At 69.3% G+C, this 15,664-nt stretch carries 16 protein-coding genes; 10 read left to right on the forward strand and 6 right to left on the reverse strand.

Annotated elements, in window-relative coordinates; all coding sequences use genetic code 11:
- Positions 1 to 11: 11 nt before the first annotated feature.
- Positions 12 to 476 (forward strand): SRPBCC family protein, encoded by a 465-nt coding sequence (locus tag ACSQ86_RS25025; RefSeq protein WP_436309766.1) that lies wholly within the window; start codon positions 12 to 14, stop codon positions 474 to 476.
- Here ACSQ86_RS25025 and ACSQ86_RS25030 read toward each other — a convergent pair.
- From ACSQ86_RS25030 to ACSQ86_RS25040, 3 genes are all read right to left on the reverse strand, one after another.
- Positions 463 to 954, reverse strand: coding sequence for an ureidoglycolate lyase (locus ACSQ86_RS25030; RefSeq protein WP_436309767.1), 492 nt, complete (start codon positions 952 to 954; stop codon positions 463 to 465). The two genes, ACSQ86_RS25025 and ACSQ86_RS25030, sit on opposite strands and share 14 nt — an antisense overlap.
- A complete protein-coding gene (locus tag ACSQ86_RS25035) occupies positions 954 to 2,159 on the reverse strand; it encodes a Zn-dependent hydrolase (RefSeq protein ID WP_436310299.1) in 1,206 nt (401 codons plus the stop codon). The genes ACSQ86_RS25030 and ACSQ86_RS25035 overlap by 1 nt, the downstream gene beginning before the upstream one ends.
- A 137-nt stretch (positions 2,160 to 2,296) precedes the next feature.
- Entirely contained in the window at positions 2,297 to 3,415 is a 1,119-nt protein-coding gene (locus ACSQ86_RS25040) for an ATP-binding protein (RefSeq protein ID WP_436309768.1), read from the reverse strand.
- Between the two features lie 90 nt (positions 3,416 to 3,505).
- Between ACSQ86_RS25040 and ACSQ86_RS25045 the strand changes: the two genes are divergently transcribed.
- Positions 3,506 to 3,778 carry a winged helix-turn-helix domain-containing protein gene (locus ACSQ86_RS25045; RefSeq protein ID WP_436309769.1) on the forward strand — a complete coding sequence of 91 codons (273 nt, stop codon included), beginning with the start codon at positions 3,506 to 3,508 and terminating at the stop codon, positions 3,776 to 3,778.
- A 109-nt stretch (positions 3,779 to 3,887) separates the two neighbouring features.
- Here the strand turns inward: ACSQ86_RS25045 and ACSQ86_RS25050 are convergent, their stop codons facing one another.
- Entirely contained in the window at positions 3,888 to 4,172 is a 285-nt protein-coding gene (locus ACSQ86_RS25050; RefSeq protein ID WP_436309770.1) for a hypothetical protein, read from the reverse strand.
- Here ACSQ86_RS25050 and ACSQ86_RS25055 point away from each other — a divergent pair.
- Positions 4,156 to 4,656: a hypothetical protein gene (locus ACSQ86_RS25055; RefSeq protein WP_436309771.1), complete on the forward strand. Its 501-nt coding sequence runs from the start codon at positions 4,156 to 4,158 to the stop codon at positions 4,654 to 4,656. The two genes, ACSQ86_RS25050 and ACSQ86_RS25055, sit on opposite strands and share 17 nt — an antisense overlap.
- Positions 4,657 to 4,737: 81 nt before the next feature.
- Positions 4,738 to 5,385: a dihydrofolate reductase family protein gene (locus tag ACSQ86_RS25060; RefSeq protein WP_436309772.1), complete on the forward strand. Its 648-nt coding sequence runs from the start codon at positions 4,738 to 4,740 to the stop codon at positions 5,383 to 5,385.
- A gap of 17 nt (positions 5,386 to 5,402) precedes the next feature.
- Here ACSQ86_RS25060 and ACSQ86_RS25065 read toward each other — a convergent pair whose 3' ends face one another.
- Entirely contained in the window at positions 5,403 to 6,470 is a 1,068-nt protein-coding gene (locus ACSQ86_RS25065; protein ID WP_436305501.1) for a LysR substrate-binding domain-containing protein, read from the reverse strand.
- A gap of 213 nt (positions 6,471 to 6,683) precedes the next feature.
- On the opposite strand from ACSQ86_RS25065, the gene ACSQ86_RS25070 reads away from it, so the two are divergent.
- The 3 genes from ACSQ86_RS25070 to ACSQ86_RS25080 are packed head-to-tail and all read left to right on the forward strand — an operon-like array spanning position 6,684 to position 10,059.
- Positions 6,684 to 7,604: a Bug family tripartite tricarboxylate transporter substrate binding protein gene (locus ACSQ86_RS25070; protein WP_436309773.1), complete on the forward strand. Its 921-nt coding sequence runs from the start codon at positions 6,684 to 6,686 to the stop codon at positions 7,602 to 7,604.
- Positions 7,601 to 9,043 (forward strand): amidohydrolase, encoded by a 1,443-nt coding sequence (locus ACSQ86_RS25075; protein WP_436305503.1) that lies wholly within the window; start codon positions 7,601 to 7,603, stop codon positions 9,041 to 9,043. Before ACSQ86_RS25070 ends, ACSQ86_RS25075 begins: the two co-directional genes overlap by 4 nt.
- Positions 9,040 to 10,059 carry an alpha/beta fold hydrolase gene (locus ACSQ86_RS25080; RefSeq protein WP_093103916.1) on the forward strand — a complete coding sequence of 340 codons (1,020 nt, stop codon included), beginning with the start codon at positions 9,040 to 9,042 and terminating at the stop codon, positions 10,057 to 10,059. The genes ACSQ86_RS25075 and ACSQ86_RS25080 overlap by 4 nt, the downstream gene beginning before the upstream one ends.
- A 12-nt stretch (positions 10,060 to 10,071) precedes the next feature.
- Here ACSQ86_RS25080 and ACSQ86_RS25085 read toward each other — a convergent pair whose 3' ends face one another.
- On the reverse strand, positions 10,072 to 10,980 hold the full coding sequence (locus tag ACSQ86_RS25085; RefSeq protein ID WP_093103915.1) for a LysR family transcriptional regulator: 909 nt from the start codon (positions 10,978 to 10,980) through the stop codon (positions 10,072 to 10,074).
- 111 nt (positions 10,981 to 11,091) lie between these two features.
- Between ACSQ86_RS25085 and ACSQ86_RS25090 the strand changes: the two genes are divergently transcribed.
- From ACSQ86_RS25090 to ACSQ86_RS25100, 3 genes are read left to right on the forward strand one after another with little or no spacing between them, the layout of a single operon-like run.
- Positions 11,092 to 13,221, forward strand: coding sequence for a 3-hydroxyacyl-CoA dehydrogenase NAD-binding domain-containing protein (locus ACSQ86_RS25090; protein ID WP_436309774.1), 2,130 nt, complete (start codon positions 11,092 to 11,094; stop codon positions 13,219 to 13,221).
- A gap of 22 nt (positions 13,222 to 13,243) precedes the next feature.
- Positions 13,244 to 14,434: an acetyl-CoA C-acyltransferase gene (locus tag ACSQ86_RS25095; protein ID WP_436305505.1), complete on the forward strand. Its 1,191-nt coding sequence runs from the start codon at positions 13,244 to 13,246 to the stop codon at positions 14,432 to 14,434.
- An 11-nt stretch (positions 14,435 to 14,445) separates the two neighbouring features.
- Positions 14,446 to 15,654 carry an acyl-CoA dehydrogenase family protein gene (locus tag ACSQ86_RS25100; RefSeq protein WP_436309775.1) on the forward strand — a complete coding sequence of 403 codons (1,209 nt, stop codon included), beginning with the start codon at positions 14,446 to 14,448 and terminating at the stop codon, positions 15,652 to 15,654.
- The last annotated feature ends 10 nt before the right edge of the window (positions 15,655 to 15,664 follow it).

Here is a 15,664-nt window from a genome sequence, read left to right on the forward strand (position 1 = left end):
GGACGCTGCACATGAACGAAAAGCCCCATGCCCATGCCGAATCCACCGTGGACCGCGCGTTCGTCCACTCGCGCTTGATCGACGCGCCACGCGAGCGGGTCTTCAAGGCCTTCAGCGATCCCGCCCACCTGGCGCGCTGGTGGGGTCCGAACGGATTCACCAGCACGTTTCACGAGTTCGATCTGCGCCCCGGTGGCAATTGGCGCTTCGTCATGCACGGGCCTGACGGTGCGAACTACCCCAACGAGAGCGTCTTCGTCGAAGTCGTTGCGCCGGAGCGAATCGTCTTCGAGCACATGTCTCAGCATCACTTCCAATTGACCATCACATTTGAGGCGCGAGGAGCCAAGACACTGGTCGGATGGCACCAAGTGTTCGACACCGAGGCTGAACGGCAGCGCATTGCCAAGGTCGTGGTCGAGGCGAACGAACAGAACCTCGATCGCCTCGCCACCGAGGTACTCAACGTGGAATGAACCCGACGTCTGCCGGCACTGCCAAGGCCATGGTGTCGCAGTCGACCGCGGCGCCCACCCGCTCCACCACCACGAAGTCGCCCGCATCCACCGCCAGCAGCGCGTGATGCCAGGTGCCGGGCGCGAGCGTCACGCCCTGGCGGCCGTCGGTGACGAAGGCGGCGAGCGCCTCGCCGGCGGGCGCAGGGCCCGCGGGCGCCACCACGATCACGAAGCGGCGCTCGCCGAGCGGCACGAAGCTCTGGCTGCCCAGCGCGTGCCGTTCCATCTCGGTCACTGCATGTGGAAAGCGGCGCGCCTGCGCGCGGAACAGCGCGAGCATCGGCCGGCCGCCCTCGGCGCCGAGCTGCAGGTCGTCGACCAGATCGAAGCGTTCGGCATTGCCGCCGTTGATGAGACGCCCCTCGCCCGCGGGGGCCGCGAGCACGGTGCCGTAAGGCGCAAAGGCTTCTGCGGTAAGCGGCTGCGCAAGCAGCATCACTGCGCGATCCCCGCGCGGTCCAGCATCGCGTGCAGCAGCACGTTGGCGCCGGCCGCGAGGTGCTCGGGCTTGGCATCCTCGATCTCGTTGTGCGAGATGCCGTCCTTGCAGGGCACGAAGATCATCGCTGTGGGCGCAGTGCGCGCGACGTACACCGCGTCGTGCCCGGCGCCGCTCACGATGTCGAGATGCGCAAGACCGGCACGCTCGGCACCTTCGCGCACCGCGCGCACCAGCGGCTCCGCGAAGTGGGCCGGCGGGAAGTAGACGGTCTGCTCGACCTCGACCGTGAGCCCGCCCTGTGCCTGCAGGGCCGCGCAGGCCGCGCGCAGCTGCGCGTCCATGCGGTCGAGGCCCTCGTCGTCCGTGTGCCGCAAATCGACCGTGAAGGTCACGCGGCCGGGAATCACGTTGCGCGAATTGGGATGCACCTGCACATAGCCGACGGTGCCGCGGGCGTTGGGCTGCTCGCCCATCGCGATCTGATGCACGGTCTGCATGAGGCCGGTGGCGCCCTGCAGCGCGTCGCGGCGCAACTGCATCGGCGTGGGGCCGGCATGCGCTTCCTGGCCCGTCACGACCACGTCGTACCAGCGCTGGCCCAGCGCTCCGGTGACCACGCCGAGCGGAATGTCGGCATCTTCCAGCACCGGGCCCTGCTCGATGTGGGCCTCGAAGTAGGCGCCGAAGCGCGGTGCGCCGTCGTCCACGGCGGCCGGCGTGTCGCCCGCGAAGCCGATGGCTTGGAGCGCATCAGCAACCGTCACGCCTTCGCGGTCGGTGGCGGCGAGCGCATGCGCGAGCGTGAAGGCGCCCGCATAGACGCCCGAGCCCATCATCACCGGCACGAAGCGCGAGCCTTCTTCATTGGTCCAGACACAGACCTCGAGCGGCGCCAGAGTGCGGATGCCGGCATCGTTCAAGGTGCGCAGCACCTCCAGGCCCGCGAGCACGCCGTAGTTGCCGTCGAACTTGCCGCCGGTCGGCTGCGTGTCGATGTGGCTGCCGGTGGCCACGGCCGGCAGGTTCGCGTCCTGCCCTTCGCGGCGCGCGAACAGGTTGCCGATCGCATCGACGCGCACGCTGCAGCCGGCTTCCTTCATCCAGCGCACGAAGAGCTCGCGGCCCTGGCGGTCAAGATCGGTCAACGCGAGGCGGCAGACGCCGCCCTTCTCGGTAGCACCGAGCTTCGCGAGCTGCATCAGCGAATCCCAGAGGCGCTCTGGGTCGATCGAAAGTGGAGCGGCGGCGCGGCCGGCCGCAGGTGTGGGGGTGCTCAAGGCGACATCATTCATGCCGCGAGTACAGCAGAAAGCGTGCCCAGCGTCCAAGCATGTCGCTAGACCAGAGCCTCGCGATAGGCCAGCGGAAGCCGCAGCTGCGCCACCAGCCCGCGCGGCCCGCGCTTGAGCTGCACTTCGCCGCCATGCGCGCGTGCGATGGAGCGGCAGACAGCCAGGCCCAGCCCGCTGCCCTGCTTGCCGGACGCACGCGCGGCGGGCGCGCGGTAGAAGGGCTGGAAGACCCGCTGCAGCTCATCGTCCGGCAGCCCCGGTCCGCTGTCGCTGACCTCGGCCACCGCGTTGTCCTCGTCGATGAACAGTCGAACCCGCGCCTGCTCGCCGTACTTCACCGCGTTCTCGATCAGGTTGTCGAGCAGCCGGCGAACGCCGATCGCGTCGACCTCGACCGCGGCCTGCTCGCTGCGCTCCAGGCGCACGTCCTTGCCGACGAAGGCCGCGTCGTCCACCACGTCCTTGAGCAGGCTCGACAGGTCCAGCCGCTCGCGCGAACCCGGCTCCGAGGCATCGCGGATGAAGGCCAGCACCGAGCTGATCATCCGCTCCATCTCCTCCACGTCCTGCAGCATGCCGGTGCGCATGTCGTCCGGCACGTCCTCGATGCGGAAGCGCATGCGCGTGAGCGGCGTGCGCAGGTCGTGGCTGATGGCGCCGATCATCGCGGTGCGGTCATCGACGAAGCTGCGCAGCCGGCTCTGCATGAGGTTGAAGGCCTGCGCCGCACGGCCGAGCTCCGCCGGCCCCTCGAGCGCGAGGACCGGCGCCGCCGGGTCGCGGCCGAGCCGCTCGGCGGCATGGGCGAAGCCGGCGATCGGCCGCACCAGCCGGCGCGAGAACATCCAGCCCGCGGGCGCGACCACGGCCGCGGCGATCAGGAACCACAGCAGCACGCGGCGCTGCCAGGCGTTCGGAAAGGGCTCGGGCACGGGCTGCACCGTGGCCCAGTTGCCATCGCCGACCCGCATCGCAGCAATGAAGTCGCCCTCGACGAAGGGCGCCGGCGCCAGGCCGAACAGGCCGCGCGCCGGCGGGTTGACGGACACGCTCTTTTCCTCGGGCACCGGCCGCTGGGCGGGCCGCGCCGCCGGCACGCGCTGCAGCGCGGAAGGCGCCGCCGGGACGGACGGAACGGATGCAGCGGGTGGGACGAGCGCCACTGGCTCGGCGGCCGCCGGTTGCGGCGTGTCGGCAGGAAGGGGGAGGGCCTTGCGTGAGGATACCGGTACCGGTGCCGCCGTGGGAGGCGGGTGCTGTACGACCCGGCGAACGCGGTCGTCAGCCTGTCGGACGGCGAATTCCGCCTGCTGCGCGCCTTCACGCAGCATCCGCGGCGCGTGCTGCAGCGCGACCAGCTGGTGGACTACGCGCTGGGCTCGGACAGCGACTCCTACGACCGGGCGATCGACGTTCAGGTCAGCCGCCTGCGGCGCAAGCTCAGCTTCGGCGATGCACGCGCCGACCTGATCCGCACGGTGCGCAACGAGGGCTACATGTTCGTGCCTGCCGTGACGCGCGGCTAGTTCCGCCGGCTTCGCAACAAAGCCGCAAGGCGGCGAAATCCGCCGGCAACATCGTGGCTCGAAGCTCGGGGCTCCACCCACCCACGGAGCCACAGTGTCAGTCCACGATTCACACCCCACGCGGAACAACAACAGCCACGCTTTCACCGAACCGTCGCATGGCCACCATCTGGCCGACGATCTTCCGCTGATCTCGGCGCAGCTCCTTCAGCGCCGCAGAGCGCTGGCATGGCTGGGCTCCACCACCGCCGGCTCGGCACTCCTGCTGGCCGGCTGCGGTGGCGGCGGCTCCGACGGGAGCAGCCTCGCGGGCCAGCGGCATCGTCCGCAGCGACATCCGCAGCAGCTTCATCAGCACGACGACGCAGGCACCCGGCGTGCTGACCACGCTCACGCTGACGCTGGTCAACACCAATTCGAGCTGTGCTCCGCTGGCCGGCTACGCGATCTACCTCTGGCACTGCGACCGCGACGGCAACTACTCGCTGTACACGGCCGCGGCCGAAAGCTACCTGCGCGGTGTGCAGGTCACCGATGCCAACAGCCAGGTCACTTTCACGACGATCTTCCCCGGCTGCTACGCCGGCCGCTGGCCGCACATGCACTTCGAGGTGTTCGCGAGCCTCGCCACGGCCACCACCGGCCGCAACGCGGTGCTGACCTCGCAGCTGGCGATGCCGAGCGCGGCGTGCAGCGCGGTCTACCCCTACGCCACCGGCTACACCACGAGCGTGAACAACTTCGCCGCCGTCTCGCTCACGACCGACAACGTGTTCAGCGACAACACCGCGGCGCAGATCGCCGCCATGACGCCCGCCATGACCGGCAGTATCACGGCCGGCTACACCGCGACCGCGACCATCGGCATCGCGCGCTAGCTGCTAGCGCCGGGTTAGCCCCCCATCGCCTCCAGCGTGATGTTGGTGGGCTGACAATGCAGGATCACCAGGAGACGCGACATGCCCAAACTGCGCTTCAAGATTGCCATGTCACTCGACGGCTTCGTGGCCGGTCCCGATCAGAGCGTGCAGAACCCGCTCGGCATCGGCGGCACGCGCCTGCACGAATGGGCCTTCCAGCTCGAGGTGTTTCGCAGGCTCCATGGCCAGGAAGGCGGGGAAGTCAATGCAAGCGCGGCGGTCGTCGAGGAATCGCTGGCCAACATCGGCGCGACGATCATGGGACGCAACATGTTCGGCGGGCATCCCGGCTCCTGGGATGCGAACACGCCGTGGAAGGGCTGGTGGGGAGACAGCCCGCCCTTCCATCATCCCGTCTTCGTTCTCACGCATCACGCGCGCGAGCCGCTCGAATGCGAGGGCGGAACGCGCTTCACCTTCGTCACCACCGACATCGAGGACGCGCTGGAGATGGCGAAGCGCGCCGCCGGAGGCAAGGACGTATCGCTCGCCGGCGGCGCCAGGGCCGCGCAGCAGTATCTGGCAGCCGGTCTCGTCGACGAGATGGAGATCAGCCTGGTGCCGACGCTGCTCGGCAGCGGCGAAAGGCTGTTCGAGAACGTCGGCGACCAGCTCCGTGGCCTCGAGCTCGTGCGGACGGTGGCCGCGCCGGGCGTCACGCACCTCAAGTTCGCCAAGCGCGGCTGATCGGCAGGCGTGAGATCTCAGTGCGCCGCCGCGCTGCCCGGGTCGGGCGGCAGCATCGTCGCACCGGGGCCGAGCAGCACCCGGCTGTCCCACCCCTGCGCGCGCGCCATCTCGCTCAAGGCCTGGTCGTTCAGCGCCAGTCCGTCGATCGAATGGAACAAGCGACGGCGCGCAGGATCGTCGGAGCCGAGCGCGCGGTAAACCACCGCGTTGAAGCATTCGATGAAGCAGCGCGCGGCCGCGCTCATCGGGTCGCCGCGGCGCGAGATCAGGCTCACCGTCGTCTCGTTGAGGCGCTCGGCCAGCGGCAGCACGCAGAGCTGCTCGCGGCCGGCGATCGCCTCCACCAGGGGCCAAGGCATCAGCGTCAGCATGTCGGTGCTGCGGATCAGGCTGGTGACGATCACCGTCGAATGCGCCACGTGGACAGTCGGCGCGCATTCGCGCAGGTAGCGGGCGAACACGTCCTCATGCGGGTCTGCCGGGTCGTCGCCGGGCGTCCAGTTCAAGAGCCACTGCGCATCGCGCAGCTCGGCCAGCGATCGGCTGTGCGCGAGCGGATGGCCTTCGCGCCCCACCACCGCCGAGCTGGTGCGGAACAGCGGCACGTGAGCCATGTCCTCATGGGTGGACGCCGGGCCGGCGCGGCCGATGCAGAAGTCCAGCGTGCCGTCGCGCAGCTTCGGGATCGAGACCGTCAGCACGCTTTCCATCAACTCCAGGCGCACCGTCGGCATGCGCTGCTGGAACAGCTTGACGACGTCGCCCAGGCAGGTCAGGGCGAGCCACGAATTCACGCCGATGCGCAGCGGCGCCCGCCCGCGGCCCGATAGCTGCGCCATCTCTTCCTCGGCACGCGCCAGCTGGCCCACGACCAGCCGCGCGTGCACCAGCAGCGCCCGGCCGGCATCGGTGAAGGTCACGCCCTTGGCCTCGCGCGTGATGAGCAGCGTCCTGACATCTTCCTCGAGCTCGCGCACCGCCTTGGTCACCGCCGCCGGCGACAGCCCGGCGGCGCGCGACGCAGCGCGAATGCTGCCGTGGTCGCCGACGGCGACGAGGGCCTTCAACTGGTGAACCTTCATGCGCGTCTCCGAAAAATGTGAGGCGCGGGCCGCAAGATGCGTACCCGGCAACCGGCGCTCAACAGCGCCACCGTTGCAGGACTGTTGCACACGGGCGGCAAATCCTAGGATCGGGCCAGATTCATCCCCACGCCCTTCCCGACCATGATGGCCCATTGCCGATCCCCTCTCCCGCGCCTCTTCGCGGCCGTGTTCGCAGGCACGGTCGCGACCGTGGCCCCCGCCCAGGACGACTACCCCTCGCGGCCGATCACGCTGGTCGTCGGCTATTCCGCCGGCGGCTCGACCGACAGCGTCGCACGGCCCTTCGCCGAGGTGTTCGGCCGCGTGCTGAAGACCCGCGTGATCGTCGAAAACTTCAGCGGCGCCGGCGGCGCGCTGGGGGCGCTGAAGGTGGTCACCGCAAAGCCGGACGGCTACACGCTCCTGATGGGCGGCAACAGCGAGCTGATCGCGACCAAGCTGATCAATCCGAAGCAGCGCTACGACGGCCAGAAGGACCTGGCGCCGATCGGCGTGGTCAACCACCAGGGCGGCATGCTGCTGGCGTCGCGCCAGTCGGGCGTCAAGACTACCGACCAGTTCATCCAGCTGCTGCGCAAGAACCCGGACAAGTACAACTACGGCAGCTCGGGCACCGGCTCGATGTTCCACTTCGCCGGCGAGCTGGTGCGCGAACGCACCGGCACCCGGATCACACACGTGGCCTATCGCGGCGTCCCGGCGCTGGGCAACGACCTGGCCGGCGGCGCGGTGGAGTTCGGCTACATGGGCACCGGGCCGGCCAAGCCGCTGATCGACGCCGGCGTGGTGGTGCCGATCGCCGTCACCAGCGGCACGCGGGCGCCGATCTATCCCAACGTGCCCGCGCTGGCCGAGCATCCGGAGCTCAAGGGCTATGAGCTCACAGGCTGGTTCGCGCTGATGGCACCCAAGGCGGTGCCGGAGCCGGTGATCGCGAAGCTCAAGGCGGCGCTGAAGGAAACCTTGAAAGACGCCCGCCTGCGCCAGACCTTCAACGACCTGGGCGGGCTGCCGATGGTCGAGGACGAGGACCTGCCGGCGCTGATGCGCGCGGAGGACGCACGCTATCGGAAGTTCGTGGCGACCGCCCAGCTGGAGACGCAGAAGTGAAGCCCGCCTCCGCCGTCGCCGAGATCGCCGCCGCCGTCGAGGCGCGGCGCCGCCCCTACATCGAGATCGCCGACCGCATCTGGGGCCTGGCCGAAATGCGCTACCGCGAGTTCGAGTCGGCCGAGCTGCACGCGGCGGCCCTCGAGGCCGAGGGCTTCCGCGTCACGCGCGGCGTGGCCGGGATGCCCACCGCCTTCGTCGCCGAGGCCGGCAGCGGCGGCCCGGTGATCGGCTTTCTCGGCGAGTACGACGCGCTCGCGGGCCTGAACCAGGCCAGCGGCGCGCTCGAGTGCCGGCCCGATCCGGAACGCGCGCTCAACCAGGGCCATGGCTGCGGCCACCATCTGCTGGGCACGGCAGCGCACTTGGCGGCGGTGGTCGCGCGCGACCACCTGAGGCGCCATGACCTGCCCGGCACGGTGCGCTTCTACGGCTGTCCGGCCGAGGAGGCTGCCGCCGGCAAGACCTTCATGGCGCGCGCCGGGCTCTTCGACGATCTCGATGCCGCGCTGTCCTGGCACCCGTCGGTGGCCAATTCGGTGTTCATGAACGCCACGCTGGCCAACGTGCAGGCCTACTTCCGCTTCCGCGGCAAGTCGGCGCATGCCGCACTCGCGCCGCACCTGGGACGCAGCGCGCTCGACGCGGCTGAGCTGATGAACGTCGGCGTCAACTACCTGCGCGAGCACATGCCCGAGCAGGCGCGCGTGCACTTCGCCTACATCGACTCGGGCGGTCCGTCGACCAACGTGATTCCGGCCCATGCCGAGCTGCTCTACACCGTGCGGGCGACACGCATCGACGAGGCGCTGGCGCTGTTCGAGCGCGTCGAGCAGGTGGCGCGCGGCGCGGCGATGATGACCGGCACCACGGTCGAGATGGTGTTCGACAAGGCAGTCTCCAATGTGCTGCACAACGACACGCTCGACCGCGTCATGGCCGAGCAGATGGAGGCCGTGGGCGCGCTCGAGGTCAGCGAAGACGAGCGCCGCTTCGCCGCCAAGATGCAGGCCACGATCTCGGGCGAGGAGCTGGCCAGCAGCGCCAAGCATTTCGCCGCCGCGCTGCGCGACCCGCAGCCCATCGCCACCGGCATCCAGCCCTACCGGCCCGACGCCGCGCGCCCGGTGACCGGCTCCACCGACATGGGCGACGTGAGCTGGGCCGCGCCGACCACCCAGTGCCTGACCGCCTGCTTCGCGTGGGGCACGGCCTTCCATTCGTGGCAGATGGTCGCGCAGGGCAAGACCTCGCTGGCGCACAAGGGCATGCTGCTGGCCGCCAAGTGCCTGGCCGCGACCGGCGTCGCGCTGGCCGGGCGTCCCGAGCTGCTGTGCGAGGCGGAGAACGAGCTGCGCGCCAAGCGCGGTGGCGCAGCCTACCGCTGTCCGATTCCCGAGGAGGTACTGCCGCCGCCGGCGCGCGAAGCCAAGCCATGAAAGGAATCCCGGCCGCGATCCTTGTCGCGCTGACCTCGATGGGCTGTACGAGCACGGACGCCATCCGGGTGCGCGAGATCGGCAGCTTCCACGTCGGTGGCCAACAGGTGACGCTGTCCGGCCTGCCTGCACGCGAGATCCGCTTCACACCATCCACGCCGCCCGTTCGTCGCGATCCGAACGGGGACTTCGAGTCGGGCCAGATGTATGTGCAATACGTGCGGCTGGCCTCGCCGGCGCGCAGCCTGCCTCTGCTCCTGTGGCATGGCGGCGGCCTGAGCGGCGTGACCTGGGAGACCAAGCCCGACGGCCAGCGCGGCTGGCAGGACTTCTTCATGCGCGCCGGCTACGACACCTATGTCAGCGACGCGATGGAGCGCGGCCGGGCGTCCTGGTCCCGCTATCCGGAGATCTTTGCCGGCGAGCCGCTGTTCAGGACCAAGAAGGAGGCATGGGAGGTGTTCCGCATCGGGCCTGCGTTCGACGGCGGCCCGCAGGGACGTACCGCCTTCCCAGGCACCCAGTTTCCGGTCGGCGCCTTCGATCAGTTCATGAAGCAGAGCGTCCCGCGCTGGACGACCACGGACGCGGTCACCCAACAGGCCTATGACGCCCTGGTCGACAAGGCGTGTCCCTGCGTGATCCTGGCGCACAGCCAGGGCGCCAACTTCGCGTTCCAGGCCGCGCTGCGGGCGCCGGCCAAGGTCCGGGCGCTGGTGCTGGTCGAGCCCAGCGGGGCGCCCGAGGCGGCGACCCAGGACATGACCGCGCTGAAGCACACGCCGATCCTCTACGTCTGGGGCGATCGCCTGGACACCAGCGTGTACTGGAACCAGCAGGTCCTGCCTGCCGTCCGGCGCTTCCGGGATGCGCACCGGGCCGCGGGCGGCGTCTCGGACTGGATCGACCTGCCGGCAACCGGCCTGCACGGCAATTCGCACATGCTGATGATGGACAGGAACAGCGACCAGATCGCGCAGATCGTCGACCGCTGGATCGGCCAGCGTGCGCCCTGAGGCGGCCCTGCCTCAGCGCGATCCCTCGTCCGGTGTGCCCCGCGCCCGCTCGAGGATGAAATCGATGAAGGTCCGCGTCGCCCGCGTGTGCTGGCGGTTCGGCATGTAGAGCATGAACATCTGCGTGCCGAAGATGCTGAGCCGCCAGTCGTCCAGCGTGGTCAGGACTTCGCCGCGCCGCACGTCCTCCTGCACCACGTAGTCGGGCACCAGCCCGATGCCGAGGCCGGCCAGGATGGCCTGGCGCAGGAACAGGAAGTTCTCGGAGATCAGCGTCGGCTCCAGCAGCACCTCGCGCCGCTCCTCGCCCTGGTAGGCCGAGATGCGCAGTTGCCGGCCGATGACCGCCGCGGTGACCACGGGCGCGGCCGTCAGCTGGTCGAGCTGGGTGGGCAGGCCGTGCTCCTGCGCGTAGGCACGCGAAGCGCAGGCGACATAGCGCACCGGGCCCAGCGCTCGCGCCACCAGATTGAGCGGCGGCTCGGGGATTACGCGGATCGCGATGTCGACCTCGTCGCGCAGCAGGTCCTCGATGCGGTTCTCGAACAGCACGTCGAGCACGATGCCCGGGTACTGGCGCTTGAAATCGATCAGCCAGTCGGACATGACCAGCTGCCCGTAGCCGCTGGGCACGCTGAGCCGCACGCGCCCGACCAGGCCCTGGCCCAGCGCCGACGCCGACTCGCGCGCGGCCTGGAGCTCGCTCTGGATGGCGAGGCCGTGCTGGTAGAGGCGCTGGCCGATCTCGGTGGCTTCGGCGCGCCGCGTGGTGCGCCGCACGAGCTGCGCGCCGACCGAGCGCTCGAGCTGGTTCAGGTGGTAGCTCACGTTGGCGCGGCTCATCTTGAGCCGGCGCGCGGCCTCGCTCAGGTTGCCGGCATCGAGGATCTCGACCAGCAGGGTCAGCGATTGCAAATCCATGATGAGGCGGGCATTGTGTCAAAAATTCTTTGACAGTCTGTCAATCGCCAATGCAATTGTCAAAGCGGCGAGCCGGGCCAAGAATGCTGGGTTCACCCGGAGACAAAGACCATGGCCACGACTGACACCCTTCCTGCGTCCGATCCCGTCACCTTCCAGCGCCAGGCCGATGTGCTGGTCGTCACCATCGACAACCCGCCGGTCAACGCCCTGGGCGTGGATGTGCGCCGCGGCTTGGTCGAGGCCATCGACGCCGCCGAGGCCGACGGCGCCGTGGCCGCGGTGCTGGTCGTCGGCGCCGGCCGCAACTTCATCGCCGGCGCCGACATCCGCGAATTCGGCAAGCCACCGCTGCCGCCCTCGCTGCCCGAGGTGTGCAGCCGCATCGAGAACTGCAGCAAGCCGGTGCTGGCCGCGATCCATGGCGCCGCGCTCGGCGGCGGGCTGGAGATCGCACTGTCGGCGCACTACCGCCTGGCCGTGCCTTCCGCCAAGCTGGGCCTGCCGGAGGTGCAGCTCGGGCTGATGCCCGGCTCCGGTGGCACGCAGCGTGCGCCGCGCCTGATCGGCGTGAAAGCCGCACTCGATCTGATGTTGAGCGGCCGCCATGCGGGTGCCAAGGAAGCGTTGGCCCTGGGCCTGGTCGATCGCCTGGGCGAAGGTACCGACGCGCTGGCCGAAGGCCTGGCCCATGCAAAGGAACTGGTCGCGGCCAAGGCGCCGGTGCGCCGCACGCGCGACGCGAACGCGCTGGCCGAGCTAGAGGCGCAACGCGCCGCACTCGAAGCCGCGCGCGCCGACACCGCCAAGAAAAGCCGCGGCCTCTTCTCGCCGATGAAGATCGTCGAGGCCACCGAGGCCGCGCTCACGCTGCCCTTCGACGAAGGCATGGCGCTGGAGCGCAAGCTCTTCCTGCAGTGCATCGAGAGCCCGCAGCGCGCCGGCCTGATCCATGCCTTCTTCGCCGAACGCGAAGTGCTGAAGGCGCCCGAGACCAAGGCCGCCAAGCCGCGGCCCATCGTATCCTGCGGCATCGTCGGCGGCGGCACCATGGGCGCCGGCATCGCGGTCGCGATGCTCGACGCCGGGCTGCCAGTGACCATGATCGAGCGCGACGAGCCCAGCCTCGCGCGCGGCCGGGCCCATGTCGAAAAGGTCTACGACGGCCTGATCCAGAAGGGCCGCATGACGGCCGAGGCCAAGACCGCGGTGATGGCGCGCTTCTCGGGCTCGACGGCCTACGACGCGCTGGCCAACGTCGACCTCGTGGTCGAAGCCGTGTTCGAGGACATGGCGGTCAAGAAGGCCGTCTTCGCCGAACTCGACCGCGTGTGCAAGAAGGGGGCGGTGCTCGCCACCAACACCTCCTACCTCGACATCGACGAGATCGCGTCCGGCATCTCGCGCCCGGCCGACGTGCTGGGCCTGCATTTCTTCTCACCGGCCAACATCATGAAGCTGCTGGAGATCGTGGTGCCGGCGAAGGTCAGCGCCGACGTGGTCGCGACCGGCTTCGAGCTCGCGAAGAAGCTGAAGAAGACGCCGGTGCGCGCGGGCGTCTGCGACGGCTTCATCGGCAACCGCATCCTCGCGGTGTATCGCCAGGCGGCCGACCACATGATGGAGGACGGCGCCTCGCCCTACCAGATCGACAAGGCGGTGCGCGACTTCGGCTACCCGATGGGCCCGTTCCAGGTGTCCGACCTGGCCGGCGGCGACATCGGCTGGGCCACGCGCAAGCGCAAGGCCGCCACCCGCGACCCGAAGGCGCGCTACGTGCAGATCGCCGACCGCATCTGCGAGCGCGGCTGGTTCGGCCAGAAGACCGGCCGCGGCTACTACCTCTACCCCGAGGGCGCGCGCACCGGCACGCCGGACCCCGAGGTCGAGGCCATCATCGATGCCGAGCGCCAGCGCGCGGGCGTCGCGCCGCGCAAGTTCAGCGACGAAGAAATCATGCGCCGCTACATGGCCGCGATGATCAACGAGGGTGCCAACGTCGTGCACCAGCGCATCGCGCTGCGTCCGCTGGACGTCGACGTGACCTTTCTCTACGGCTACGGCTTTCCGCGCCATCGCGGCGGGCCGATGAAGTACGCCGACACGGTGGGCCTCGCCAAGGTGCTGGCCGACATCCGCGAGTTCGCCAAGGAAGACCCGCTGTTCTGGCAGCCTTCGCCGCTCTTGGTGGAGCTGGTCGAACGCGGCGCCGATTTCGCGAGCCTCAATCAATCCGAGTAAGCCGAACCAGGAGACAAACACCATGCGCGAAGCCGTCATCGTTTCCACCGCCCGCACGCCGCTCACCAAGGCGCACCGCGGCGAGTTCAACATCACACCCGGCCCCACGCTGGCCGCCTTCGCGGTGCGCGCCGCGGTGGAACGCTCGGGCCTGGACCCGGCGCTGATCGAGGACGCCATCCTCGGCTGCGGCTACCCCGAGGGCACCACCGGCCGCAACGTGGCGCGCCAGAGCATCGTGCGCGCGGGGCTGCCCATCAGCATCGCCGGCACCACGGTCAACCGCTTCTGCGCCTCGGGCCTGCAGGCCATCGCGATGGCCGCGGGCCGCATCGTGGTCGAGGGCGCGCCGGCCATGATCGCGGGCGGCGTGGAGAGCATCTCGCAGATACGCACCCGCAGCGCCACCGACAGCGGTGACAGCGGCATGGACCCGTGGATCGTCGAGCACAAGCCCGCGCTCTACATGGCGATGATCGAGACCGCCGACATCGTCGCCCAACGCTACGGCATCGGCCGCGAGGCGCAGGACCGCTTCTCGGCCGAGAGCCAGCGCAAGACCGAGGAAGCGCAGCTCGCCGGCCGCTACCGCGAGGAAATCGTGGCCTGCACCACCACCATGGCCGTGACCGACAAGGACACCAAGGAAGTGAGCCATCGCGAGGTGACGATCGACGTCGACACCTGCAACCGCCGCGGCACCACCTACGAGGCGCTGGCCAAGCTGCAGCCGGTGATGGGCGCGGACAAGTTCGTCACCGCCGGCAACGCCTCGCAGCTGTCCGACGGCGCCTCGGCCTGCGTGCTGATGGAGGCCAAGGACGCCGAGCGCGCCAACCTCAAGCCGCTGGGCGCCTTCCGCGGCCTCGCGATCGCGGGCTGCGAGCCCGACGAGATGGGCATCGGCCCGGTGTTCGCGGTGCCGAAACTGCTGGCGCGCAACGGCCTGAAGGTCGACGATATCGATCTCTGGGAACTCAACGAAGCCTTTGCTTCGCAGTCCATCTACTGCCAGCAGAAGCTGGGCATTCCGGCCGAGCGGCTCAATGTCGACGGCGGCGCGATCTCCATCGGCCACCCCTTCGGCATGACCGGCGCGCGGCTCACGGGCCATGTGCTGATCGAAGGCAAGCGGCGCGGCGCCAAGTACGCCGTGGTCACGATGTGCATCGCGGGCGGCATGGGCGCTGCCGGGCTGTTCGAAATCTACTGAGGAGCACGGACATGGACCTGAACTTCACCTCCGAAGAAGAAGCCTTTCGCGACGAAGTGCAAGCCTTCCTGGCCGAGAAGCTGCCCAAGCGCCTCTCCGACAAGGTCGCGAGCGGCAAGCACCTGGGCAAGGCCGACATGGAGGAATGGCATGCCATCCTCCACGCGCGCGGCTGGCTCGCCAACCACTGGCCCGAGCAGTACGGCGGCCCCGGCTGGACCGCAGTGGAAAAATTTATCTTCGAGAACGAATGCGCGCTGGCCCATGCGCCGCGCATCGTGCCCTTCGGCGTGAACATGCTCGGGCCGGTGCTGATCAAGTACGGCAGCGAGGCACAGAAGCGCCGCTGGCTGCCGCGCATCCTCGATGGCTCCGACTGGTGGTGCCAGGGTTATTCGGAACCCGGCGCGGGCTCCGATCTCGCCTCGGTCAAGACCTCCGCGGTGCGCGGCACCGATGCCCAGGGCGATCACTACATCGTCAACGGCCAGAAGACCTGGACCACGCTGGGCCAGCACGCCAACATGATCTTCTGCCTGGTGCGCACCAACCGCGAGGCCAAGAAGCAGGAAGGCATCAGCTTCCTCCTGATCGACATGAAGACGCCCGGCGTCGAAGTGCGGCCGATCATCACGCTCGAGGGCGAGCACGAGGTCAACGAAGTCTTCTTCTCCGACGTGCGCGTGCCGGCCGAGAACCTGGTGGGCGAGGAGAACAAGGGCTGGACCTGCGCCAAGTACCTCTTGACCTACGAGCGCACCAACATCGCGGGCGTGGGCTTCTCGGTGGCTGCGCTGGAGCAGCTCAAGGCCATCGCCGCGAAGCAGACGAAGAACGGCAAGCCGCTCGCCGAAGACCCGGCCTTCGCCGCGCGCATGGCGCGGGTGGAGATCGACCTGGAGAACATGTTGACCACCAACCTGCGCGTGATCGCGGCCGTGGCCGGCGGCGGCGTGCCGGGCGCCGAGAGCTCGATGCTCAAGATCCGCGGCACCGAGATCCGGCAGGAGATCTCGTCGCTGAACCGGCGCGCGATGGGGCCCTACGCGCGGCCCTTCGTCGCCGAGGCGCTCGAAGAGGGCTTCGACGGCGTACCGATCGGCCCGGACTATGCCGCACCCGCAGCGGCCAAGTACTTCAACAACCGCAAGCTGTCGATCTTCGGCGGCTCGAACGAGATTCAGAAAAACATCATCTCCAAGATGATCCTGGGCCTGTGAGGAAACTGCC

The sequence above is a fragment of the Variovorax sp. LjRoot130 genome (assembly GCF_964253755.1).
In the GTDB taxonomy this organism is placed as follows: domain Bacteria; phylum Pseudomonadota; class Gammaproteobacteria; order Burkholderiales; family Burkholderiaceae_C; genus Variovorax.